Source organism: Glutamicibacter sp. NPDC087673 (genome assembly GCF_044743255.1).
Taxonomy (GTDB): domain Bacteria; phylum Actinomycetota; class Actinomycetes; order Actinomycetales; family Micrococcaceae; genus Glutamicibacter.
Genome location: NZ_JBIUWB010000003.1, coordinates 19,441 through 42,726, shown reverse-complemented (window position 1 = coordinate 42,726; position 23,286 = coordinate 19,441). Strand labels below are relative to the sequence as shown.

Sequence of the window (23,286 nt, the reverse complement as noted above, 5' to 3'; positions counted from 1 at the left end):
CCCGCCAATAGCGAGAAAACCCGTTTAGTCTTAGCAGATTCGCCAGGGGCCAGAATCTTTACCACGATTCGGATCCCCTTTAGTTGCTCAGCTCGACATTTGCGCCCAGGGCCTGCAGCTTCTCCATGAAGTGCTCGTAGCCTCGGTTGATGATCTCAATGCCGGTGACCTTGCTGGTGCCTTCGGCAGCCAGAGCAGCGATCAAATGGGAGAAACCGCCACGAAGATCAGGAACATCGATGTCGGCACCGGTCAGCTGCGCTGGGCCTACGACAACAGCAGAATGCTTGAAGTTGCGCTGTCCGAAGCGGCAAGGGGTGGAGCCGAGGCAGTCGGTGTGAACCTGGACGGTGGAACCCATGCGAACCAGCGCATCGGTGAATCCGAAGCGGTTCTCATACACAGTCTCGTGAATGACCGATACGCCCTTGGCCTGGGTCAGGGCCACTACCAGCGGCTGCTGCCAGTCAGTCATGAAGCCCGGGTGAACGTCGGTTTCCAGGATCAGTGGGTTAAGGTCTCCACCTGGATGATAGAAGCGAATACCGTCGGACTTGACGTCGAATTCACCACCGATCTGGCGGTAGACGTGCAGGAAAGCAGTCAAATCACGCTGGGTCGCGTCCTGAACGAAAATGTCGCCCTTGGTGACCAGCGCGGCAGAGGCCCATGACGCGGCTTCGTTGCGATCAGGCAAAGCGGAGTGGTCGAAGCCCGTAAGCTTCTCGACACCCTGGATGCGGATCACGCGGTCGCGGTGCACGGAGATGATGGCGCCCATCTTCTGCAGCAGCGAGATCAGGTCAAGGATTTCTGGCTCAATGGCCGCGTTGCTGACTTCGGTGACACCCTTGGCTCGAACGGCCGAGAGCAGGACCTGTTCGGTGGTGCCAACACTTGGGTATTGCAGTTCAACCTTGGCGCCGGTTAGCCCATTAGGGGCCGAGATGCGGATGCCATCGGCAGCCTTGTCAACGATCGCTCCAAAGTCGCGCAGCACTTCCAGGTGGAAGTCAATTGGGCGGTCGCCGATGCGGCAGCCACCCAGATCCGGGATGAACGCTTCGCCCAGGGCGTGGATCAATGGTCCGCAGAAAAGAATAGGGATACGCGAGTCACCGGCATGGGCATCGATCGCCTGGTTCGAGGCGGTCTTGACCTGGGTAGGGTCCATGGTCAGATCGCCGGTTTCAGGGTCCTGGTCAACCTTGACACCGTGGATTTCAAGGAGGCTGCGCACGACAGCTACATCTTTGATCTCCGGTACGTTGCGCAATACCGAAGGGGTATCGCCAAGCAGAGCCGCGACCATGGCTTTTGGCACTAGGTTCTTTGCTCCGCCGACTCGTACGGTGCCCTTGAGCGGGACACCACCATGGATCGTCAGGATCTTACCCATGTATGAATTACCTCATCGCGTAGTCGTTATCGCCCGCCGAAGCTTCTAGGCTTTCGAACTGGCAGGACTAAGTAAGCATACCGCCTCTGTACCTGCCAGTATGCCCAGATCATCTCGTGGCGCACACTTTGTGAGCATGCTTTCAGACAGACCTATTATGCTCTGCCGAAAATCATTCCATTAGGAATGCAATAATCCGCTCACCCCTAACAACGTCAGGGAGGAGCGGACCATTCCATTTATTTTGAACTCGGTGCTTAGCCTGCGGTTCGTGCCGGCAAAGTCTGCGGCTTATGCGCAGGACGCTTGGCCTCGTATGCGGTGATATCTTCCTCATGCTGCAAGGTCAGGCCGATATCGTCCAGGCCTTCCATCAGGCGCCAGCGGGTGTAGTCGTCAATCTGGAACGGTGCCGAGATGGAACCGCACTGGACCGTACGCGATTCCAGGTCAACGGTGACCGTGGTGCCTGGATTGTTCTCCAGTTCCTTCCAGATCAATTCAATATCGCTCTGGGCCACTTCAGCAGCAACCAGTCCCTGCTTGCCCGAGTTGCCACGGAAAATATCGGCAAAACGAGCGGAGATCACAGCCTTGAATCCGTAGTCCTTCAACGCCCAGACAGCGTGCTCGCGCGAAGAACCGGTGCCGAAGTCGGGACCTGCCACCAGCACGGAGCCCGTATTGAAAGGTTCCTGGTTCAAGATGAAGTTCTCATCCCGTCGCCAACCCGCGAACAACGCATCCTCGAATCCGGTGCGGGTGATGCGCTTGAGGTAAACGGCAGGAATAATCTGGTCCGTGTCCACATTGCTCTGGCGCAGTGGAACACCAATACCGGTGTGGCTGACAATCTTTTCCATGACGGTGATCCTTCCTAGACCGAAGCCGGTGCGTTGACGAGGTCGCTAGGCGACGAGAGGGTTCCACGGATTGCGGTAGCCGCGGCCACCAGCGGCGACACCAGGTGGGTACGTCCGCCCTTGCCCTGGCGTCCTTCGAAGTTGCGGTTGGAGGTGGACGCGCAGCGCTCCCCCTCGGCCAATTGATCCGGGTTCATGCCCAGGCACATGGAGCAACCTGCAAAACGCCATTCAGCACCGAAATCCTTGAAAATCTGATCCAGGCCTTCTGCTTCGGCTTCCAGCCGAACACGCGCCGAGCCGGGTACCACGATCATGCGGACATCAGGATCCTTTTCCTTGCCCTTGATGACCTGGGCAGCTGCACGCAGGTCCTCCATGCGGGAGTTGGTGCAGGACCCCAGGAAGACGGTATCCACGCGGATGTCCTTCAGCGGAGTGCCACCGGTCAGACCCATGTAGTTCAAGGCACGCTCGCAAGCCTTGCGGTCATTCTCGTCTTCGAAGTCTTCCGGAGAAGGCACATTCTCAGACAGCGAGACACCCTGGCCGGGGTTGGTACCCCAGGTGACAAATGGTTCGAGTTCGTCTGCATTCAAGAAGACTTCAGCGTCGAAGCGCGCGCCTTCATCGGTGTGCAGCTGCTTCCAGTCCTCGACGGCGGCGTCCCAGTCTTCACCGGCTGGTGCGTGCGGGCGCCCCTTGACGTATTCGAAGGTGGTCTCGTCCGGAGCGATCATGCCGGCACGGGCGCCAGCCTCGATGGACATGTTGCAGATGGTCATGCGGGCATCCATGGACAGCGAGCGAATCGCAGAACCACGGTACTCCAGCACGTATCCCTGGCCGCCACCGGTACCGATCTTGGCGATGACCGCCAAGATGATGTCCTTGGAGGTAACACCAGGTTTCAAGGTGCCTTCGACGTTAATGGCCATGGTCTTGAACGGCTTCAGGCTCAGCGACTGGGTGGCCATGACATGCTCGACTTCCGAGGTGCCGATACCCAAAGCCAGGGCTCCGAAGGCGCCATGGGTCGAGGTATGCGAATCACCGCAGACCACAGTCATGCCTGGCTGGGTCAGCCCCAGCTGCGGACCTACCACGTGAACGATGCCCTGCTCCTTGTCGCCCAAGGAGTGCAGGCGGACACCGAATTCCTTGCAGTTATCCCGCAGGGTGTGGATCTGGGTGCGGCTGGTCAGGTCGGCAATGGGCTTGTCAATATCCAGCGTGGGAGTGTTGTGGTCTTCGGTAGCAATCGTCAGGTCCGGACGACGCAGCGGACGGCCAGCCAGGCGCAGGCCCTCGAAGGCCTGCGGCGAGGTCACCTCGTGCAGCAAGTGGAGATCAATGTAGATCAAATCCGGCTGGCGGGCTTCGCCTTCGCCTTCTCCTCGGCGCACAACATGTGCATTCCAGACTTTTTCTGCCAATGTCTGGGGCGACTGCATGGCGGACATGCGACACACTCCTCAAGCTACGAACATTTGATACTCCAACTTTGACACTTCATAGATCGACTTTTCCAGTATGCGGACTTGAATCTCAAATACTGAGACGTGATACTGGAACCATGACAACAGGCAGCGGCGTAGGCGTACTGGACAAGGCAGCAGCCATTCTCAACGCATTGGAGAATGGTCCCACTTCCCTGTCCCAGCTGGTAGAACTCACCGAAATCTCGCGTCCTACGGTGCACCGTATTGCCCAATCGCTGGTTCACCATGGATTGGTTGGACGCGACATGCACGGCCGCTTTGAACTGGGGAACCGTCTGGTGGAACTCGCCAGCGCCGCTGGCGAAGACCGATTGGTCAGCGCCGCTGGCCCCGTGCTCATCAAGCTTCGCGACCTCACCGGTGAAAGCACGCAGATTTTCCGCAAGCAGGGCGATTATCGTGTGTGCATCGCCAGTGCTGAGCGTCCAATCGGCCTGCGTGACACCATCCCTGTTGGAACCCAGCTGTCCATGAAAGCCGGCTCGGCAGCCCAGATTCTGCTCGCCTGGGAAGACAATGAACGCATGGTCGACGGATTGCATCACGCGCGCTTCACGCCGACAATTCTGGCTGGCGTCCGTCGGCGTGGCTGGGCCCAGTCGCTGGGCGAACGCGAGCCAGGTGTAGCTTCCGTATCAGCACCAGTTCGCGGGCAGTCCGGACGAGTCATCGCGGCGCTGTCCTTGTCCGGCCCGATTGAACGGCTCACGCGCCAGCCAGGGAAGATTCACCACGAAGCCGTGACTAGCGCCGCCCACGAGCTTTCCGAACTGCTGCGCATCCAGAATGACCGCGCGTAGCCAACTCATGAAGCACGTTCGGAGCAGCTAGCCGAAGTGGTCAAAGCCTGTCTCAGGCTTTGAGACCTTGCCATCGAGTTTCACTACTGCGCGGCGGCCGTTAGCCGGCTTGGCAGCACCAATTACGGTGAATTCCTCTGGGATTTCAATTCCCTCTGGGAAGGCAGCAAGGAGTCCAAAATCTTCGCCGCCGTACAATACCCACGACATAGGATCGGTGCCGGTCAGTTCTGAGGCGGCTTCCAAGCGAACAGCATAATCCTGCAATGCGGAAGACTCTAACTCGAGATTCACATGGCTGGCTTTGGCCAAGCGACCAGCGTCACGGATCAGCCCATCAGATATGTCCATCATGGCTGTAGCACCCGATTCCGCGGCACGCGGGCCGGATTCCAACGGTGGCACGGGACGGCACTGCGCCTGGACCAGCCGGCGCACCGCCCGGCTCCAGCCTTGTTCGTTGCGATCATGTTCCAGGACGGAAAGCCCTGCCCCAGCAGCACCGACACGTCCCGCCACGGCAATGCGGTCGCCAACTTGGACTCCGCTCCTCAGGACCTTGCCATGCTCGCATTCGCCCAGAACGGTAGTGGTAACGGAAATTTCTTGGGACTTCCCGAGGTCTCCCCCGAGAATGGTAAGTTCCTGTGCGCCAAGTCCCTGTATAGCCTCGGCAACGCCGCGGCTGAAGTCCCTGACCCATTCCAAGGAAGTGTCCTTCGGCAGGGACAAAGAAATCACGGCGCCAGTAGCGTGACCGCCCATTGCATTAATGTCCGAAACATTCTGTGCAATGGATTTCCACCCGATGTCATAGGCTCTATGCTCTAGCCCGCTGGGCCAGATCAACCGAAAATCTTGATTCTCAACCAGGGTATCCACGGAGACGAGAACTTCCGTTCCGCGCACGCGCAGCGCACCTGCGTCGTCGCCGGGCCCGAGACTTGCTTGTTCTGAATCAAGCAGCGGCAACATCGCGTCCAGGATGCCTTGTTCCCCAAGGTCACCTACCGTTGCATCGACGTTTGGTTGGTTTGTAGTCACAGAGTTCTAATCGGCTTTCTTGGCTGCTGAGGTGATCAATGCTGAATAACTATTGAAGGTGTCCAAATGCTGGTCAACAGGATCAATCACGGCCTGCCTGACCAAGTGGGATACCGAGCGTTCAATGTTCTTCAACGCTTTCCTACGCTTAACTTTAGCGACTATTCGGTTGACAAACGAGCAAGCCAAGCCAAGGACAATACCCAGCAGTATTCCTATGAAAACCAGCAGCGTCGGGACAGCGATTCCTTCAACCCGGGGAGCCTGCGGCAGGTCGAATTGGAAGTATCCAGCCACCGGATAGCCCGCGAGCCACAAGGCGCCGCCCAAGGCCGCAAGAAGTGCCACCCATTGGATGACTTTAACTACCGGCCACCACCAGGATGACCGTTCAACACCCAGCGGTGTCCCGGCTATAGCCGCATCGATGCCGTCATGTAGTACCTCCGTATTCGCGTGCACCTTTTCACGCAGTGGCTCTTTCCAGCTTTCCGGAAGATCATTGGAAGCCTCGGAAACATACTGGTCGATGCCATGTTCGATAGCCGCAGTCTCCGCGACAGAAAGCTCTGGACGCGAAGTCAAGGACAATTCCGTGTCTTCATGCCGGCGCCCGAGATTCATCCGCTTCAGCGGATCGTTGCGCAGCTTCACCAGCCACGTGGTCAAAGGCCATCCTGTTCGCGAAGCACCCCGAAGCAGGTAGGAGGTCTCCACTGCGTCAGCAATGTACTGGGCGCCGTGCGCTTTTGCGATCACACGCTCCAACTCCGCTTGGTGCAGCTGGCTAGGCAGGCGCACCTTCTCCACCTGGAGTTCCTCACTCAGGCGGTGGATGACTTGATCAACATCTGCGCGGAGCCGACGTGTGGAAAGTGCCTTGTTTTTCGCCGCGGCCGCAATCTTGGCATGCACATCTGCGACGCCTTCACCCGTGGCAGCAGAAGCGCAAACGATGGGAAGGTTCTCCAAACCCGACGTTGCCAAGATGCCGCGCAAGGAATCGACGACTTGCTTGCGTTCGTGTTCTGCAATCTTGTCGATCTGGTTCAGGACGATCAGCAGGTTCCCCTGCTGGCTGCGCAAGGAATTGAGATATCCATGGTGTATTGACGCGTCGGCGTATTTCTGCGGATCAAGCACCCATACCAGATAATCCACTTGGCCCACCAAACGAGCAGCAATCTTGTGGTGATCCACTGCCGTGGAATCCATGTCCGGTAGGTCCAACAGCAAGAGACCGGAGTCGAACTTCTTTTTCTTGCCAGGTTGCGCCCGGCTGTCCTGATCGCCCATGACGTGGCGAGTAGTCACTTCCAGCCAGTCCAGTAGTTCGCTTGATCCTTCTGGTTCCCAGATTGCAGCGACAGTATCAGTAGTAGTCGGGCGGATGACACCCGTGGCCGCCAACTCCTGCCCTACCAAAGCGTTGAACATCGTTGATTTTCCGCTGCCCGTGGCACCGAAAAGTCCTACAACCACATGTTCGGATGAAAGCTGGCGCCGAGATTCAGCACGCGTGATAACGTCCGCGGCTAGATCGATGGTTTCTGGTTCCAGATATGGTTCTGCAAGCTGCATCGCTTCCACGATGCTGTTGATTTGCGAGTTGAGACCGCTGACTGCTCTGAGAATCTTGCGCTCGGACATTAGTGAGCCCCTTTGCTGCTCAAGGCTGAGGTAATCTTGCCCAATTGATCGGCAAGCTCCGGCTGCGATTTTGCAGCTAACTCGTCCAGATAGATCGACGAGGTCCTATCCAGTAGATCCCGTGCCCGGGTGTCAAGCATCTTGCGGGCTTTGGTGGCCATGCGACGTACCGCATCCTCGCCAAAAATTGCTTCCAGCAGTTTCTGCCCTACCAATGCGGAGCCGCCGGCAATACCGATTTCCAGACCGGTGAGGCCCGCTGTTGACGCAAAGACCACAACCATCAGGATGACCGCCACCCCGTTGACTCCAAATGCCGCCATGCGGGCCGTCTTGCGCTTCCCGGCGCCCTCCTGCCGAATCATGTCCAAGACATCTTTTTGCCAAAGCCGGATGCTTTCCGAAGCTTGCTCATTGAGATCCTGTGGCGGGCGCGGCGATTGCAGATTAGAGCGTAGCGCTTGGCCAAATGGCGTGTTCTTCCACGATCTGTCAACGTCATGGCAGGCCTTGGTTGCCTCGGCAATGAAGACCATGTGCAGGCCTGATTCGATGGCTTGTTCAACACGATGGGTCGCTGGCGGTTTTCCAGTCAGGAATGCGCCAACACGATCCCTCATCCGTCCAATGGCGCCTTCGATTCCGCGCAGCAGCTCGCCCGCTCCTACGAAGTCCTGCCACCGGGCCAGGATTTCGCCACGCAGCAATGAGCCGTCATTGAGGGAATCGCTAATTCTGGCCAACGATTGCTCAAAGCGCTCATTGGTAAGGGCGCGCAATTCACCGAGCTGTTTCTCCTGCTCTTGCAGTTCAGCGATAAGCTCACTGACATCTGCGGTGGCGCGCCGCAACGCGCCGTCAAGTGTTTGGGCCGCAATCTGCTGCCGTTTAGCGGAATCTGCTGCCAATGAGTTCAGCCATGCGAGCAAGGGTTCCACGTGCTCACTTGGAATCAATTTCTGGTCATCCAGTTGCGTCTCGTTCAGGACATGCAGCAACGACGGATCCAGGTCCTTCTCGCTTAACAGGCGTTTCAAATCCGGAACAATATCGTCTTCGGCTCCCGGTGGCACCCTGTTCAAGACGACGCAGACGGTAATTTTCCGTGCGCCGGCTTCGGTGAGCATATCCCAAGGAAGAGCATCGGCGTATCTATTGGCTGTGGTGACAAAAATCCACAGATCTGCTGCGTTCAGAAGCTGGCCCGCCAATTCCCTGTTCTCGTCGGAAACCGAGTCGATATCCGGGGCATCGAGGATGGCCAAACCTCGTGGAACCTGCTCACGAGGCGTCATCAACAGCGCATGGTTACTGGCTGCTCCGGCATGTGCATTGAAGCCACGGCCGGCTACGCGTTTAAGTTCGGGAAGAATCCGTTCAGATTCAAAGAAGGATTGGTCAACAGGGTTGAAAGCCAAGACCGGAGTCCGCGTGGTCGGACGCACAGCGCCGGAGAGACTGACGGGTTCCCCCAGGAGGGAATTGACCAGAGTCGATTTGCCCGAGCCCGTGGAGCCACCGACGACCAGCAGTAGCGGTGCGCCGAGATTCGAAACTCGTGGAATCAGGTAGTCCGAGATTTGATGCAATGCCTTGTTGCGCAGTTCTTCGAAGGCAGAGGCTTCTCGTGGCTGGCCATTTACAAAGGAAAGCTCTTCGAGCAGCTCCTGGAGCTCGCTCAAACGCGCCGCGGAATCACTGCCAATTTCGGTTTGCGAGGCAGTTTCCTGCCCTGAGCTCTTAGCCAGATCTGAATTCGACTCCATGAGAACTATCTTGCCTCATGCCAACAGGGAAACCCGCGAGCCTGATGCAGATTTTGTCCGGGAAACGCAAAAACCGCGGAATTCTCCGCGGTTTTACTGTGGTGACCCCAACGGGATTCGAACCCGTGTTGCCGCCGTGAGAGGGCGGAGTACTAGGCCGCTATACGATGGGGCCGTATGCTGAAGATAAATCTTCAGCTCACCAAATCTCTTTGGTGAAGCGCTGGGATACCAGGACTCGAACCTAGAATGACGGAACCAGAAACCGTTGTGTTGCCAATTACACCATATCCCACTGTGACTTGGCCTTTCCGGAATTCAGCTGAGCGTCATTCCGGCCACTGCCGTAGCACGAGATAAAACTATACCGGCCTAATGTTCAGTACACAAATCGAGTCCCGCGACCGGTACCCCACGCAGAATCCGCGGAAAATCAACCAGGAACAGCTGTCAGAGATCCGAAAACCTCCACTAGTTAACCAGAGAAATTCTTGTGAAGTGAGGCACTGTCCGTGAGAAAATACTGGAGTCCCGCGTCAACGGCACATTGATAGCCGCCAACAGGGTCATCCCCTATGCAAAGCGCCTTTGCCGGCAGACCCTCTAGTTCAGCGTACCGGCCAAGGAACGGGACAAAAATGGGGTTTAGGAACACCGGCGGTATCGTATCCAGCGATCCAAGGCGTATAAACGTAGCGCGTGACGCGGTTAATCCTGCCAAACTCCACGCACGCAGGAACCGCACTTCTCGCTGCCCCATGAACATAAGCCCGCCTGCCATGTACCTCTCCCGGGCATAAGCACCATCATCCGCAAGACCTGCCGCAATTCCGGCCAGTCACTCAGGATACAGATTCGCCAGCTCCGGCTCCGACATGGACAAGAAACCGCGGATTGCGGGCGTTTGCAAATCTACGCGCGCGTCATCAAACTCAAAGAGAACGCCTCGGACAGAACCAGTCACAGGACTGGAACCATCCGAGGCGTTCAAATTGCTTCTCAGCGGGCTTTCGGCGAATAGCTAGCGGGACTCGCCAAATGCGCGCAAACGCTTGAGGCTCGACTCGCGTCCAAGAATTTCCATGGACTCGAAGAGCGGTGGAGATACGCGCTTTCCGGAGATAGCAACACGGGCTGGACCGAATGCCTGACGAGGCTTCAGTTCCAGTTCGTCCACAAGCTTCGTGCGCAGTGCTGCCTGGATGGTTTCGGCGTTCCATTCGGTAAGGGTTTCGAGGCCCTGGACGGTAGCATCGACAACCTCAACCAGGTTTGCCGGCATTCCCTTGAGCGCTTTCTCGTCAATGACAATTTCGTCATCAGATTTGAAGAGGAATTCAAGCATGTCGGTCGCTTCACCCAACAGGGCAATACGTTCCTGCACCAGTGGTGCAGCCTGGTCCAGGATGACGTTTTCACGTTCAGTCAGCTCTTCGCCCACCAGGCCAGCGGCCTTCAGGTAAGGAACCAAACGATCACGGAAATCCTGTGCTTCGAGCATGCGCACGTGGGTTCCGTTGATTGCTTCTGCCTTCTTCACATCGAAGCGGGCAGGATTGGACAGCACATCTGCTACGTCAAAGGCTTCTACCAGCTGTTCACGCGAGAAGATATCTTCATCAGCACTCAGCGACCAGCCAAGCAGCGCGAGGTAGTTCAGCAGGCCTTCCGGGATGAAACCATTGTCGCGGTGCAGGAATACGCTGGATTCTGGATCACGCTTGGAGAGCTTCTTGTTGCCCTGTCCCATAACGTATGGCAGGTGGCCAAAGCGCGGCATGTACTGGGCAACGCCGATATCGTGCAGCAACGCATACAAGACGACCTGGCGTGGGGTCGAGGACAACAGGTCTTCGCCACGAAGTACGTGGGTAATACCCATCAGCGCATCATCGATTGGGTTGACCAGGGTGTACAGTGGCTTGCCGTTGGCGCGCACCACCACGTAGTCGGGAACGGATCCAGCCTTGAAGGTGATCTCGCCACGTACCAAGTCGTTGAAGGTGATGTCGTGATCCGGCATGCGAACACGCAATACCGGTTCACGGCCCTCGGCCTTGAACGCAGCTTTCTGCTCATCGGTCAGCTCGCGGTCGAAGTTGTCGTAGCCCAGCTTCGGGTCACGGCCGGCTGCCTTGTGGCGTGCTTCAACTTCTTCTGGGGTCGAGTAGGACTCGTACAGATGGCCTGCAGCACGAAGCTTGGCAATGACGTCCTCGTAGATGCCACCACGCTGCGACTGGCGGTATGGCTCATGCGGACCGCCCGCGTTGACGCCCTCGTCCCAATCGATACCCAACCATGCCAGAGCATCCAAAAGCTGGTTGTAGCTTTCTTCGGAGTCACGCTTGGCATCGGTGTCTTCGATGCGGAAGACCATCTTGCCGCCGGTGTGACGCGCGTAGGCCCAGTTGAAAAGGGCAGTACGGATCAAACCTACGTGAGGGGTACCAGTTGGGGATGGGCAAAAACGAACGCGTACCGGGGTATCTTCGGTAACAACGGGAATCAACGAAAGATCAGTCATGATGTTTTCATTCTATGCCTTCTGCAAAGAAACTTGCAGTTAAAGCGCGAGGCTCCCGATCACATTAGCGATCGAAAGCCTCACAACATCAGTGATGGTTCCTAGCGACGGAAGACGGTTCTCAATGAACCGATACCTTCGACTTCCACTTCTACAACGTCGCCTGCATTTACTAAGCCGACGCCCGCCGGGGTGCCGGTCATGATGACATCGCCTGGCAGCAAGGTGAAAGCTTCGGACGCACGAGCAACCAATTCGTTGACTGGCCAGATCATGTCGTTGGTAGTTCCATCTTGGCGAACCTCTCCATTGACGCGGCTGATAATTCCCAGATCATCCGGGTCGGCAATCTCGGTCTCAATCCACGGGCCCAGCGGGCAAGAACCATCAAAGCCCTTGGCACGAGCCCATTGCGGATCGGTGCGCTGAGCATCGCGGGCGGTCAGATCGTTTGCTACCGTGTAGCCGAAGATCACGTCCTGCGCTTTGTCGGCTGGAACGTCCTTGCAAATACGGCCGATCACCACGGCAAGTTCACCTTCGAAGGAAACTTCATTTGAAAACTCCGGCAGGGTGACGGGGTCTCCATGGCCGACTACGGAAGTATTCGGTTTCAAGAACATCAGCGGCTCAGCAGGAACTTCATTTCCAAGTTCCTTGGCGTGCTCGCGGTACGTGCGGCCAAAGCCCACCACCTTTGAGCGAGGGATGATCGGGGCTACCAACCGAACATCATCCAAGGAGTGCGTAGCACCAGTGGTCTTGATCCCCTGGAAAAATGGATCTCCAGCCAAAACATGAATATCGTTACCGTCGACGACGCCGTACAGCGGGTCGCTATCTACTACAAATCGTGCAATGCGCATGAATACAAGCCTAAACTATGACGTCTCGGCTTTTCCTTCACTGCAGGAACTGCGACTATGAAATACGGCTAATGAAGGGAAAGAAAATCCTCGGACGGCAATCCACCTCGGCTCGTCGCCGCGAACTCGGCTAGGGCAATTCCGGCTCCAGGGCAAGCTGCACCAGTGTGGTTTGATTTAGAATCCCGTACACGTGGCCGTCGGCACCAACGGTCAATCTGGTGCCATGCCGGTCATGGCTTCGTGTGGACACAACGGAATGAGTAGTTCCTGCAACATAATCCAACACTGTTATTCCGCCCCCTGCAGCATGAACCATCTTCTGCCCATCCGGCGTTGCCCTTACGTCTGCAGCTAGCCATCCAGGACGATAGGAAGTGTTTTTAACGTTGTTGACGATATGCCGTTTCTTCAACTGTCCGCTGTCCAAGTCCAGCAAGGCCACACCTTGCAGATCGGCTACGGCCAGCCAACCGCCGGTAATCGCAGGTGAATACAACGCGCCCGCGGATTCCACAGGACTTGTTTCCCAGAGGATCTTGCGGGACGCTATGTGCATCTTGAAGACCTTGGCAGGACTTTTCGTATCTTCAACGCCATATCCGTTGCGCACCGAAGTGGTGCCATAGAGATGCGATTCATCGGCGGCTAGCCCGATGATGGAATGGCCTGAAACGAATCCTTTGCCATCCCCGTCAAGAACCCAAGAGACCGTATCAGTAGCAGGATCAATCTTCCCCAGAACACCGCCTGAGACTCCATATTCCGGAACAGTTCCGAAAAACACGCTGGATGAATTCGATGCCCAGCCGAAGGGCCTCGATTGCGAGTACTCGGTGAGCAGACGTGCAATGCGGTCGTATTTTCTGTCGGCATTGTTTTGAGGTGTTTCCATGAGGACCAGGTCAGCGCTACCGTAGGAACCGATATAGGTCTTGTTCTGGTCGTATTCGACCATTCCTTCGATCTGGTTGATCACCTGCTCGTCATCGCCGGAGTTCCAACGAACGCCAGTTTCCGGATTCAATGCGGCGACACCGTTCGCCTTGTATCCTCCGATATAGATGTTTCCGTCACTGTGTCCGAGCAGCGATTGGATCTTGATGGCGCTCGGGGTCAATCGGATTTCGCGGGTAGCGCGTACGCGATTCAAACCCAGATCGAATGTTTCACAGAGAATCCCATCGGTTGTCGTACTGATGATGAGGATGCGCCCATTCTGCGGAATGATGCACAAGATGCCGCGCGCCTCGACTTTTCCGAGCTGCTTGTCGTCCATTCCCTGGAATGCAGTTGAATGCAGATGGCCGGCAGTGATGCTGAAGAATCTCCCCGAACTGGCCTTGGAAATCTCGCGCGATGCCCATACCCGGGTCACTGGCTCGTGCCATTTCATCGTCCGGGTATCGAGTATGAGTTGTTCGGAAACGGAGCTAACGGTAACAGCGAGGTAGTGCCCGATAGGGTCGATTGACCCAATGAATCCATGGGCCACATCCACTGGAAGGTTTATTTCACGTACTGCATCCGGCTTCCCCGCCTCAAAGGTGAATAACCTAGGATTCCGAGACCCCGTTCCCATCCATACCCTGCCCCGGCCATCCAATGCCAGCCGGCGGATATAGTCGGTGTCTTCGGCTACACGATCAAACACTCGAAGTTTCTTGCTTTCGACGTTGTAGTTGAAGCTTGCGCCGAGTGGATAGGTCCCTCCCCATAAATTGCCGCTCGAATCAAGCCGAAGCTCATATGCAACCGAGGCGCCTTCAACGTCCACCAGGGTATTGAACTGCTCAGGAATCGCTGGATTCCATGCGAGAACACTCCCGTCCACACTGACATATAGTCTTTGCCGGGGTTCATCCCAAACCATCGAATCAATTACGTGCCCGCTGTCATCGGGCAAATTCAACGTGTGAATAGCGTTGCCGACGGAGGGATCGATTATTTGCAGTTCATTGATATGCCCGACAACAGACACCGCCAACCGAAGCTTCGAAGAATTGCGATAGTTGGTTAGAGGTACCGCCTCTAGAATCTTCAGCGTCGAATATGCTCTGCCGAAGACCTTTTCATGGCCACTAATTTCCTTCCCACTCTTCAGATTCGCTAAATACCGCATATCGGGAGTCGGTTTCGGCGTGGGGCTCGGAGACGGGGTCACTGAAGGAGCGCTAATCTCAGAGGCCCGACGGTCCGGGAAGAGGAAAGAAAGCCCTGCGGCGGTTCCACCAACAACAGCCAGACCGAGCAAGCTTCGTCTTGCAATGCTTCTATTTTCCCTGCGCTCTTCTCCAGACAAACATTACTCCGTTCGATCGGCCCCAGAACTTCTTGCAGCGGAGCAGCGTCTGCTACGTACTGACGCTAGCAACTGCGTTTGCACATGACCAATTCGGTTTAAAAACCACTGGTCCCGAGACTATAAGTCTCGAGACCAGCAACTTTGAGCTAGCTTTACGCCAAACGTTCCAGCCAACCGTGACGGTCTTCCACGGTACCCCGCTGAATTCCCAGCAGTTCTTCGCGAATGGACATGGTCACCTCACCGGCTGCAGCATTCTCCTCACCAATGAGCTCTTCGCCGTTCTTCAGCAGGCCGATTGGGGTGATCACCGCCGCTGTACCGCAAGCAAAGACCTCGGCAATGTCGCCTGAGGCGATGCCTTCACGCCACTCATCCAGGGTGATCTTGCGTTCTTCCACCTCCATGCCGCGATCCTTCGCGAGCTGGATGACCGATGAACGGGTCACGCCTTCAAGAATGGTTCCGGTCAACGCTGGGGTCACCAGCTTGTTGTCCTTCGTTACGAAGAAGACATTCATGCCCCCGAGCTCTTCAACGGCATTGTCATTGAAGGAGTCAAGGAACAGAACCTGCTTGCAGCCGTTTTCTTCAGCTTCCAGCTGGGCTACGAGCGAGGCCGCGTAGTTGCCACCGCACTTAGCCGAACCTGTACCGCCTCGGCCTGCTCGTGCGTAGTTCTTCGATACCCAAATGGCCACTGGCTTGAGTTCGCCACCGAAGTAATTGCCTGCTGGAGAGGCGATGACGCGGTAGGAAACCTCACGCGCTGCACGCACACCGAGGAATGCTTCGGTAGCAATCATGAATGGACGCAGGTACAGGGCTTCACCGTCACCGGTAGGAACCCAATCGATATCCGTTGCTACCAGCTTGCGCAGCGAGTCGACGAAAACGTCTTCATCCAGCTGCGGGAGTGCTAGGCGCTGAGCCGACTTATTCATGCGGGCAGCGTTGGCCTGCGGGCGGAAAGTCCATACCGAACCATCGGCGTGGCGGTAGGCCTTCAGGCCTTCGAAGATTTCCTGGCCATAATGCAGAACTGAAGCGGCCGGGTCCATGGCGATAGGGCCGTATGGCTCAATTCGAGCATCATGCCATTCACCGTTACGGCCGCTATCGTCTGCTGACCAGTCGATGACTGCGGTGTGGTCAGTGAAGAAGTCTCCGAACCCAGGATTAGCCAAGACGCCGGCTCGGTCCTGTTCGCTCTTGCGATTCGTTGAGAGATTTTCGGTGAATTCCATCTACCCTGGACTTCCTAGTTCAATAAACAAAGAACGGATGCTCCACGCCTCAGCGGAACATCCGTTCGTGGAATTTGCTACTGGCTATCAGCTAACCAGAAACGTCACTTTCAGCTTATGCCAGTAACGCCACAATTGCATCGCCAATTTCACTTGTGGTGCGATTATCGGTCAATTCTTGACGTGAAGTGATCTCTTTTTCAACAGCTTGCTCAACTGTGCGAGCTTCTTCAGCCAACCCGAGGTGATCAAGCATCAGTGCCACGGACAGAATCGCCGCGGTTGGGTCTGCCTTGTGCTGGCCGGCAATATCAGGAGCCGAACCATGAACCGGCTCAAACATCGATGGGTAGGTACGGTCCATATTGATGTTGCCACTGGCTGCCAGGCCAATACCACCGGTAATGGCGCCGGCCTGGTCGGTGAGGATGTCGCCAAAGAGGTTGTCAGTGACAATCACGTCGAAACGCGATGGGTCCGTGGTCAAGAAGATGGTAGCCGCATCCACGTGCAGGTAATCGTGGGTAACCTCTGGGAATTCCTGCGCCACCATTTCGACAGTGCGCTTCCACAAATGCCCGGCGTGCACCAGCACGTTGTGCTTGTGCACCAGGGTGACACGCTTGCGTTCACGCTCTGATGCACGGCGGAATGCGTCGCGGACAACACGTTCCACACCATAGGCGGTATTTACCGATACTTCGGTAGCGATTTCATGCGCGGTGCCTGTGCGCACGGAACCGCCGTTGCCTACATAGGGGCCTTCGGTACCTTCGCGAACCACCACGAAGTCAATCTCACCGGGGTTAGCCAGAGGGCTCTCAATTCCAGGATAGAGCTTAGCCGGACGCAGATTCACGAAATGATCCAGCGAGAAGCGGAGCTTCAGAAGCATTTCGCGCTCGATAATTCCGGACGGAATGCGCGTATCTCCAGGGGCAGCGCCAACAGCGCCGAAGAGAATTGCATCGTGCTTCTTAATAGCTTCCAGCGTTGCTTCCGGAAGGGTTTCACCAGTCGCCAGCCAATGCTCTGCACCAAGCTTGTAGTCAGTCAGCTTGATCTCGTTCTTGCCACCGTTAGTGACGAACTTCAGAACCTTAACCGCTTCGGCAACAACTTCTGGGCCAATACCGTCACCCGGAATGACCGCAATATCAATTACATTTCCCATGGCACAGATTCTATCGACTAGCGTCCGCCATTTGAGAGTTCATCTCAAATAATGAGATCTGATGAGTTTCCGCCGACATATTTCCTCCCTGGGCATGAGGCATCGCCGTCTTCGTTGCCGATAACCTTGGATAAACAGATCCTTTGCTTCGCTATAAGGATCAACAGCTACTAACACGTCGAATTGCAGGAACACTTGATCTTTGCCAATCCCCACCGTCGAATTGACGGTTGGATCCGCGAGAATCCCGGACGAGTAGATTTCATCACCGGCCTGCTGTACACGCTGTTCTGCATACCGGCAGCCCTCAGCCTCGCTTCTTCGATGTCAGTTGCCGCCGTTCTCGCCGTTCTGAGTCTCTCTCTTCTCCAGTCAGCGCCGCTGATGGTGCGGCGTCGCTGCCCATGGGCAGCGACCCTCGTTGTCGCCACCGGGCATTTATTGCAACTGGGCTTTGACGGGCTAATGATGTTCTCGCAAGTATCCGTTCCAATCATGGTTTACACCATGGCTGTCTACGGGAAACGCTGGCAGTCATTCAGCACGCTGGGACTGGGACTGATTGGCGCGTTGTTGGCGACGTTCAGCATGTTCGGCGCCTCAAGGTACTCACCTGATCCATCACCCGTCTTCACCTTCGACATGATGATTTCTTTCGTGGGTCTTGCATTGGTCGTCACCCTTTCCTGGACCTTCGGTGACTTAGCGCGCACGAGGCGCCTGGCCATGAAATCCCTGAAGGATCATGCCGAACGCCTGGAGAAGGAACGCCTCACCGAGCGCGCCCTGGCAGCTTCCGACGAGAGAAACCACATTGCCCGCGAGATGCATGACATCGTGGCCCATTCGCTCTCTGTCATCATCACCCAGGCCAACGGGGCACGATATGCGGCGGCGAAAGACCCGGAGATTGCCATCGAGACCCTGAAGACAGTTTCAGATACTGGCCGCGCATCACTGAAAGAAATGCGCAGGCTCCTGGGAGTTCTACGCAAAGATGAGGAATTGGAGAATCGCCCTCTTCCGTCATTGGCAAACGTACCTGAACTCGTAGAAAGCGTTGCCGTGTCCGGACTGAATGTCCATCTCGAAACTTCTGGAACCCCGCGGAAAGAACTACCGGCAGGCGCGGAGCTCACAATCTATCGATGCGTTCAAGAATCACTCACGAATGTCATTAAGCACGCTGGTCCTGACACGCAGACCCAAGTCCATATTGAGTGGACTTCCCGGGGCTTGAATTTGAGCGTCAGCGACGATGGGCGAGGTGCCGGTTCCATCGTCCTGGAAGGCGTAGGACAAGGTCTGCAGGGAATGAAAGAACGCGTAGCCTTATATGAAGGTACCTGCTCTGCACTCCCCCGGACCGGGGGCGGTTTCGCCGTTAATGTTTCCATCCCTTACACCGAGGACTAATATTCAAATGCCTAATACAGATGCCATCAAGGTCGGCTTGGTTGATGATCAGCTCTTGGTTCGCAGTGGCTTCAGAATGCTCATTAATTCCCAAGAGGATATGGAAGTCATTGTTGAAGCTGGCAATGGCCGTGAAGCACTAGCTGCACCGCTGATGGCTCAGGCGGATGTCATCTTGATGGACGTGCGAATGCCGGAAATGGACGGCATCGAAGCTACTGAGCGCCTACTGGATCCAGATAAGAAGGCTGCGGATGGTCCCAAGATCATCGTTCTGACGACTTTCGACATGGATGAATATGCGCTAAGCGCCATTCAAGCCGGCGCCAGCGGCTTTCTTTTGAAGGATGCACCCCCAGAAGAACTCTTGGAATCGGTGCGCACGGTCAATCGCGGTGATGCCGTCATAGCGCCTTCGACCACTCGACGGTTGCTGGACCACATGGCGCCAATGCTCAAGAAGAGCTCGTCACAGCACAAGGATCACCTGATTGCCGCTGTTGAATCGCTGACGCCTCGCGAACGGGAAGTGTTTGGCCTGATTGCAGAAGGTTTTTCCAACCCGGAAATCGCAGAAAAACTCTTCCTGTCAGAAGCTACAGTCAAAACCCATGTGGGTCATATTCTGGCCAAACTGGAAGCTCGTGACCGGGTCCAGGCTGTAGTCATCGCCTACCAGACCGGAGTCGTCACACCCTGACTGAATGAAAAAAATTGAGGTGTTCTGCTCGGATTCAGAATCAAGCAGAACACCTCAGTTTCCTCTCAGGAAAATTTTTACTTCTCTTCCTCGTAGCGTGGGAACACAGGAGAAGGAGCTGGGAGCTCAGTGCCTGGGACCAAAGCGCTATCAAAGGACTCGAAGGTTCGCGCCGAACCTTCGCCAACTGCCAACGCATTGAGCATAGAAGTCATGGCCTGCGGCAATACTGGCTGAAGCAGCAACGCCACCTTGCGGACAATCTCAATGGTCACGTACAAGACAGTAGCCATACGCTCAGGATCGGTCTTCTTCAGCTTCCATGGCTCCTGCTCAGCGAAGTAGGCATTGGTATCGCCCAGAACGTGCCAAACGGATTCAAGTGCCTTGCTGAATTCCTGACGCGAGAAAGCATCGCGGTTGATCTCCAGCAGCTTGCCGGCTGCTTCCAGAATCTGCTGATCAGCTTCCAGCAATTCGCCCGGGGTTGGGACTACTCCCCCACAGTTCTTTGCGACCATCGAAAGTGAACGCTGTGCAAGGTTGCCGAAGTTATTGGCCAGGTCACCGTTAATACGGGCAACGATGGTCTCGTGGTTGTAGCTGCCATCGGCACCGAACGGAACTTCACGCAAGAAGAAGTAGCGTACCTGGTCCAAGCCATAACGGTTCACAAAATCATCTGGGGAAACAGTGTTGCCCAGGGATTTGGACATCTTCACGCCGTTATTATGCAGGAATCCATGGATCATGACGCGCTTAGGCAATGGCAGTTTTGCAGACATCAGGAATGCTGGCCAGTAGATCGCGTGGAATCGCGAGATGTCTTTGCCGATCACGTGGACATCTGCCGGCCAGTATTTCTGGAAAGAAGCAGACTCAACGTCCGGGAATCCAACGCCCGTCAGGTAATTGGTCAGCGCGTCTACCCACACGTACATGACATGCTTCTCGTTGCCCGGTACCGGGATCCCCCAATCAAAGGTTGTTCGAGAGATCGAAAGGTCCATCAGACCGCCTTCGACAAACCGTACTACTTCATTGAAGCGGGAACGTGGCGCTCCGAATTCAGGGTTGTTCTGGTAGTACTCCAACAACTTGTCCTGGTACTTGGATAAGCGGAAGAAGTAGGATTCTTCTTCAGTCCAAGTAACTTCAGTGTCGGTTTCAACGGCATAACGAATACCGTCCTCGCGCACTTCCGTCTGGTCTTCGGTGTAGAAGGCCTCGTCGCGTACCGAGTACCATCCTGCGTACTTATCCAAGTAAATGTCATCATTGGCTTCCATACGGCGCCAGAGTTCCTGCGCAGCCGCATGATGGTCCGCATCAGTGGTACGAATGAAGCGGTCGTAGCTTGTACCCAGCTCATCATTCATGGCCTGGAATGCATCCGAGTTACGCTGAGCCAGCTGAGCCGGCGTGACCCCAAGATTCTCTGCGGTCTGCATCATCTTCTGGCCATGCTCATCGGTGCCGGTCAGGAAGAAGACGTCAAAACCATCTAGGCGCTTGAATCGAGCCATAACGTCGGTAGCCACTACCTCGTAGGCATGTCCAATGTGCGGGGTACCATTCGGGTAAGAAATAGCCGTGGTGATGTAAAAAGGTTTCTGCTGAGAAGTCACGATATAAATTTACCTTAGCTAGCGTCAGAAAGCGGATTTCCAGATTGTACTGACTCGTCACATGATCTTGCCCAAATACTCCCAGAAGGCGCCACGAAGTGTGCGGCGGATGATCTGCTGATCAGTTTTCCATTCCCCAAGCACTTGAGCGCAATCCTTGAGCAAAGTCCTGTCAATTTCGGGTGGCAGTTGCGGCTTGTCAGCAATTAGTTCTACTACGTCAGACTGTGTCGTGAAGGCAAGCCAGGATTCAGCAACCTTTGCGCCGATCTCTTCTGCAACCTTCAACTCTTGTTGCTCATAAGCCGCGGAACCCTGATAGCCAGAAGCTTCACCACCACTGGAATAGATCACCACAGGTTCGGCTTCCGGCTCAACGGCTGGCCTGATAACTGGCTTCTGAGCCATGACGGCAGGAGTAGGAACCGATGGCTTCGCTGCTGGCTTTGCTTCTGTCTCCAAAGACGCACTAGCAATTAAAGACGTCTTTTCAGAATGATTCTTGTCCCATTCAAGAACCTTGGTGAATGCGCTATCCAATAGTTGATTCGGAACGATTTCAATGTAGTCAGCGGTCAAAGCCAGGTGTTCAGCCACCGAGGCTACTCCAAGACGGCTATCGGATTTCGCTACGCCTAGTAACACTACTTTCATGCCCAAGTCTTGCGCTTCTTCGACGGCCTCGGCGAGGTCGTCATCGCCAGAGACCAAGTAAGCAATTGATGCCGAGCCATTACGGGCAACTCCTACAAGGTCCAGCGCCAGCCTCAGGTCCACACCTTTTTGCTCGCCGTTATAAGAGATACGACCTAAGCGCACTTTAACGCCGGGTATCAAGCCAATCCGCTTATGCTGCTCAGTAAATAGCCCGTCTTTCGAGGCGTCATACCAATAAACGCGGAGGTTATTAAGACCCGTGTTCTTCTTTACGGTTTGCACGATCCCGCGTACCAGCGCCTCGTAATGGGTTGTAAAGGCTGATCTTAAGGTTGTTCCGGCGGCACGATGACCGCCTAGTGAGAGCAGAAATCCGGCATCAATAAATATTGCAGTTTGATTCATCATGCTTCGATCGTACTGATAAAACTAGGCAAACCATATTGAAAGGGCCTGCATCGCATGACTCTTTCCGGTGTAAACCAGAAAAGACCAGTTCAACTGGTGTTGAACTGGTCTTTTGAACGGAACTAGATGCTGGTTGCCCGCATCATGTCCTCTGGATCTGACAGACTTGAATCGAATTCCTCGATACGCGAACCTACGCCAAGCAATTCTGCAATTGCAGCGACGGTACGTACGGAAGCCCTGCCATCACCGTAAGGGTTTACAGCGTTAGCCATCTCGTTGTAAGCCGCTTCATCATGCAACAGCTCAGTGACCGATTCGAAGATGCGCTTCTCATCGGTGCCGATCAGGCGTACGGTACCCGCGGTAACAGCTTCAGGACGCTCGGTGTTCAGGCGCATGACCAGGACAGGCTTGCCGAGGCTTGGAGCCTCTTCCTGGACGCCACCGGAATCGGTCAAGACGACGGTCGAAGCATCAATGATGCGAGTGAATTCGCCGTAAGCCAGCGGCTCGGTCAAAGTCACGTTAGGCAGCCCATCGATTTCCGGAAGCAACGCTTCGCGAACCGCAGGGTTGCGATGCAACGGCAAGATGAATTCAACATCTGGTTCAGCCTTGGAGAGCTTTGCCAATGCACGGCCGATGCCGCGCATTGGTTCGCCTTGGTTCTCACGACGGTGCGTCGTCACCAGAACGATGCGCTTGTCAGAAGAAACCAGTTCTTCCAACTTGGGATCCGAGAAAGGAACCTTCTTTTCGACGACAGTCAGCAGTGCGTCAATGACAGAGTTACCGGTGATAACGATGTCACTTCCCTTGAACGTTTCACGCTCAAGGTTACGCTTGCTCAACGACGTTGGAGCCAAATGCAGGCTGGCGATCTGGCTGGTCAGCTTGCGGTTAGCTTCCTCCGGGAATGGAGAGAAGATGTCATAGCTCCGAAGTCCAGCCTCAGCGTGAACCACTGGGATACCACGGTAGAAAGCAGCGATTGCGCCAGCCGTCGAAGTGGTGGTGTCGCCCTGGACCACTACAGCGTCAGGCTTTTCCTTTTCGAAAATCTCGTCAAGACCAGCAATGGTCTTAGTAAGCAGACCATTCAGGGTCTGGCCCGGCTGAATGACGTCCAAGTCATAGTCCGGCGTGATGCCAAAGAGCTCGTTGACCTGATCCAGCATTTCCCGGTGCTGTCCAGTTACGACAACAACGCATTCAAACTCGTCAGCTTCTTTCAAAGCCTTGACGATCGGCGCAACCTTGATGGCCTCAGGACGAGTGCCATAGATCGGCATGATCTTCTTCATAGATATATACCTTGTCAGCTTGGAGAA

17 protein-coding genes and 2 tRNA genes are annotated in these 23,286 nt (G+C 55.6%); 3 read left to right on the top strand and 16 right to left on the bottom strand.

All coding sequences use genetic code 11. The annotated features are described in order from the left end of the window. Positions 1-79: 79 nt before the first annotated feature. The 3 genes from murA to leuC form a co-directional block, all read right to left on the bottom strand. Entirely contained in the window at positions 80-1,399 is a 1,320-nt protein-coding gene (murA, locus tag ACIOTL_RS07760) for a UDP-N-acetylglucosamine 1-carboxyvinyltransferase (RefSeq protein ID WP_105659152.1), read from the bottom strand. A 257-nt stretch (positions 1,400-1,656) separates the two neighbouring features. After that, positions 1,657-2,262, bottom strand: coding sequence for a 3-isopropylmalate dehydratase small subunit (gene leuD, locus ACIOTL_RS07755; protein WP_013348787.1), 606 nt, complete (start codon positions 2,260-2,262; stop codon positions 1,657-1,659). A 14-nt stretch (positions 2,263-2,276) separates the two neighbouring features. Continuing rightward, positions 2,277-3,716, bottom strand: a complete 1,440-nt coding sequence (gene leuC, locus ACIOTL_RS07750) for a 3-isopropylmalate dehydratase large subunit (RefSeq protein WP_041649644.1) — start codon at positions 3,714-3,716, stop codon at positions 2,277-2,279. Positions 3,717-3,838: 122 nt separating this feature from the next. On the opposite strand from leuC, the gene ACIOTL_RS07745 reads away from it, so the two are divergent. Continuing rightward, on the top strand, positions 3,839-4,564 hold the full coding sequence (locus ACIOTL_RS07745) for an IclR family transcriptional regulator (protein WP_105659150.1): 726 nt from the start codon (positions 3,839-3,841) through the stop codon (positions 4,562-4,564). 27 nt (positions 4,565-4,591) lie between these two features. On the opposite strand, the gene thiL is transcribed toward ACIOTL_RS07745, so the two are convergent. The 10 genes from thiL to ACIOTL_RS07695 form a co-directional block, all read right to left on the bottom strand. Further along, positions 4,592-5,608: a thiamine-phosphate kinase gene (thiL, locus tag ACIOTL_RS07740; RefSeq protein ID WP_400342281.1), complete on the bottom strand. Its 1,017-nt coding sequence runs from the start codon at positions 5,606-5,608 to the stop codon at positions 4,592-4,594. 6 nt (positions 5,609-5,614) lie between these two features. Further along, the gene (locus ACIOTL_RS07735) at positions 5,615-7,258 is read right to left on the bottom strand and encodes a GTPase (RefSeq protein WP_133833493.1); all 1,644 of its coding nucleotides are present in this window, start codon (positions 7,256-7,258) and stop codon (positions 5,615-5,617) included. Next, positions 7,258-9,024: a dynamin family protein gene (locus tag ACIOTL_RS07730; protein ID WP_133833494.1), complete on the bottom strand. Its 1,767-nt coding sequence runs from the start codon at positions 9,022-9,024 to the stop codon at positions 7,258-7,260. The genes ACIOTL_RS07735 and ACIOTL_RS07730 overlap by 1 nt, the downstream gene beginning before the upstream one ends. A 99-nt stretch (positions 9,025-9,123) precedes the next feature. Next, positions 9,124-9,199, bottom strand: a tRNA-Glu gene (locus ACIOTL_RS07725). A 48-nt stretch (positions 9,200-9,247) separates the two neighbouring features. Beyond that, positions 9,248-9,319 (bottom strand) — tRNA-Gln (locus tag ACIOTL_RS07720). Positions 9,320-10,045: 726 nt separating this feature from the next. Continuing rightward, positions 10,046-11,551 carry a glutamate--tRNA ligase gene (gene gltX / locus ACIOTL_RS07715; protein WP_105661154.1) on the bottom strand — a complete coding sequence of 502 codons (1,506 nt, stop codon included), beginning with the start codon at positions 11,549-11,551 and terminating at the stop codon, positions 10,046-10,048. 101 nt (positions 11,552-11,652) lie between these two features. After that, positions 11,653-12,417 (bottom strand): fumarylacetoacetate hydrolase family protein, encoded by a 765-nt coding sequence (locus ACIOTL_RS07710; protein WP_400342280.1) that lies wholly within the window; start codon positions 12,415-12,417, stop codon positions 11,653-11,655. Between the two features lie 130 nt (positions 12,418-12,547). Continuing rightward, on the bottom strand, positions 12,548-14,719 hold the full coding sequence (locus ACIOTL_RS07705) for a hypothetical protein (protein WP_400342279.1): 2,172 nt from the start codon (positions 14,717-14,719) through the stop codon (positions 12,548-12,550). Between the two features lie 155 nt (positions 14,720-14,874). Next, a complete protein-coding gene (locus ACIOTL_RS07700; RefSeq protein WP_400288793.1) occupies positions 14,875-15,969 on the bottom strand; it encodes a branched-chain amino acid aminotransferase in 1,095 nt (364 codons plus the stop codon). 115 nt (positions 15,970-16,084) lie between these two features. Then, on the bottom strand, positions 16,085-17,143 hold the full coding sequence (locus ACIOTL_RS07695) for a 3-isopropylmalate dehydrogenase (RefSeq protein ID WP_400342278.1): 1,059 nt from the start codon (positions 17,141-17,143) through the stop codon (positions 16,085-16,087). A gap of 195 nt (positions 17,144-17,338) precedes the next feature. Between ACIOTL_RS07695 and ACIOTL_RS07690 the strand changes: the two genes are divergently transcribed. Further along, positions 17,339-18,559, top strand: coding sequence for a sensor histidine kinase (locus tag ACIOTL_RS07690; RefSeq protein WP_400342277.1), 1,221 nt, complete (start codon positions 17,339-17,341; stop codon positions 18,557-18,559). A 7-nt stretch (positions 18,560-18,566) separates the two neighbouring features. Further along, entirely contained in the window at positions 18,567-19,259 is a 693-nt protein-coding gene (locus ACIOTL_RS07685; protein ID WP_105659141.1) for a response regulator transcription factor, read from the top strand. 77 nt (positions 19,260-19,336) lie between these two features. On the opposite strand, the gene metG is transcribed toward ACIOTL_RS07685, so the two are convergent. The 3 genes from metG to wecB all read right to left on the bottom strand — a co-directional run bounded on the left by metG (position 19,337) and on the right by wecB (position 23,259). Continuing rightward, complete coding sequence (gene metG, locus ACIOTL_RS07680) at positions 19,337-20,887, bottom strand: methionine--tRNA ligase (RefSeq protein ID WP_208294285.1); 1,551 nt, start codon at positions 20,885-20,887, stop codon at positions 19,337-19,339. 57 nt (positions 20,888-20,944) lie between these two features. Next, on the bottom strand, positions 20,945-21,952 hold the full coding sequence (locus ACIOTL_RS07675; RefSeq protein ID WP_105659140.1) for an NYN domain-containing protein: 1,008 nt from the start codon (positions 21,950-21,952) through the stop codon (positions 20,945-20,947). Positions 21,953-22,074: 122 nt separating this feature from the next. After that, a complete protein-coding gene (wecB, locus tag ACIOTL_RS07670; RefSeq protein ID WP_400342276.1) occupies positions 22,075-23,259 on the bottom strand; it encodes a non-hydrolyzing UDP-N-acetylglucosamine 2-epimerase in 1,185 nt (394 codons plus the stop codon). Positions 23,260-23,286: the final 27 nt, after the last annotated feature.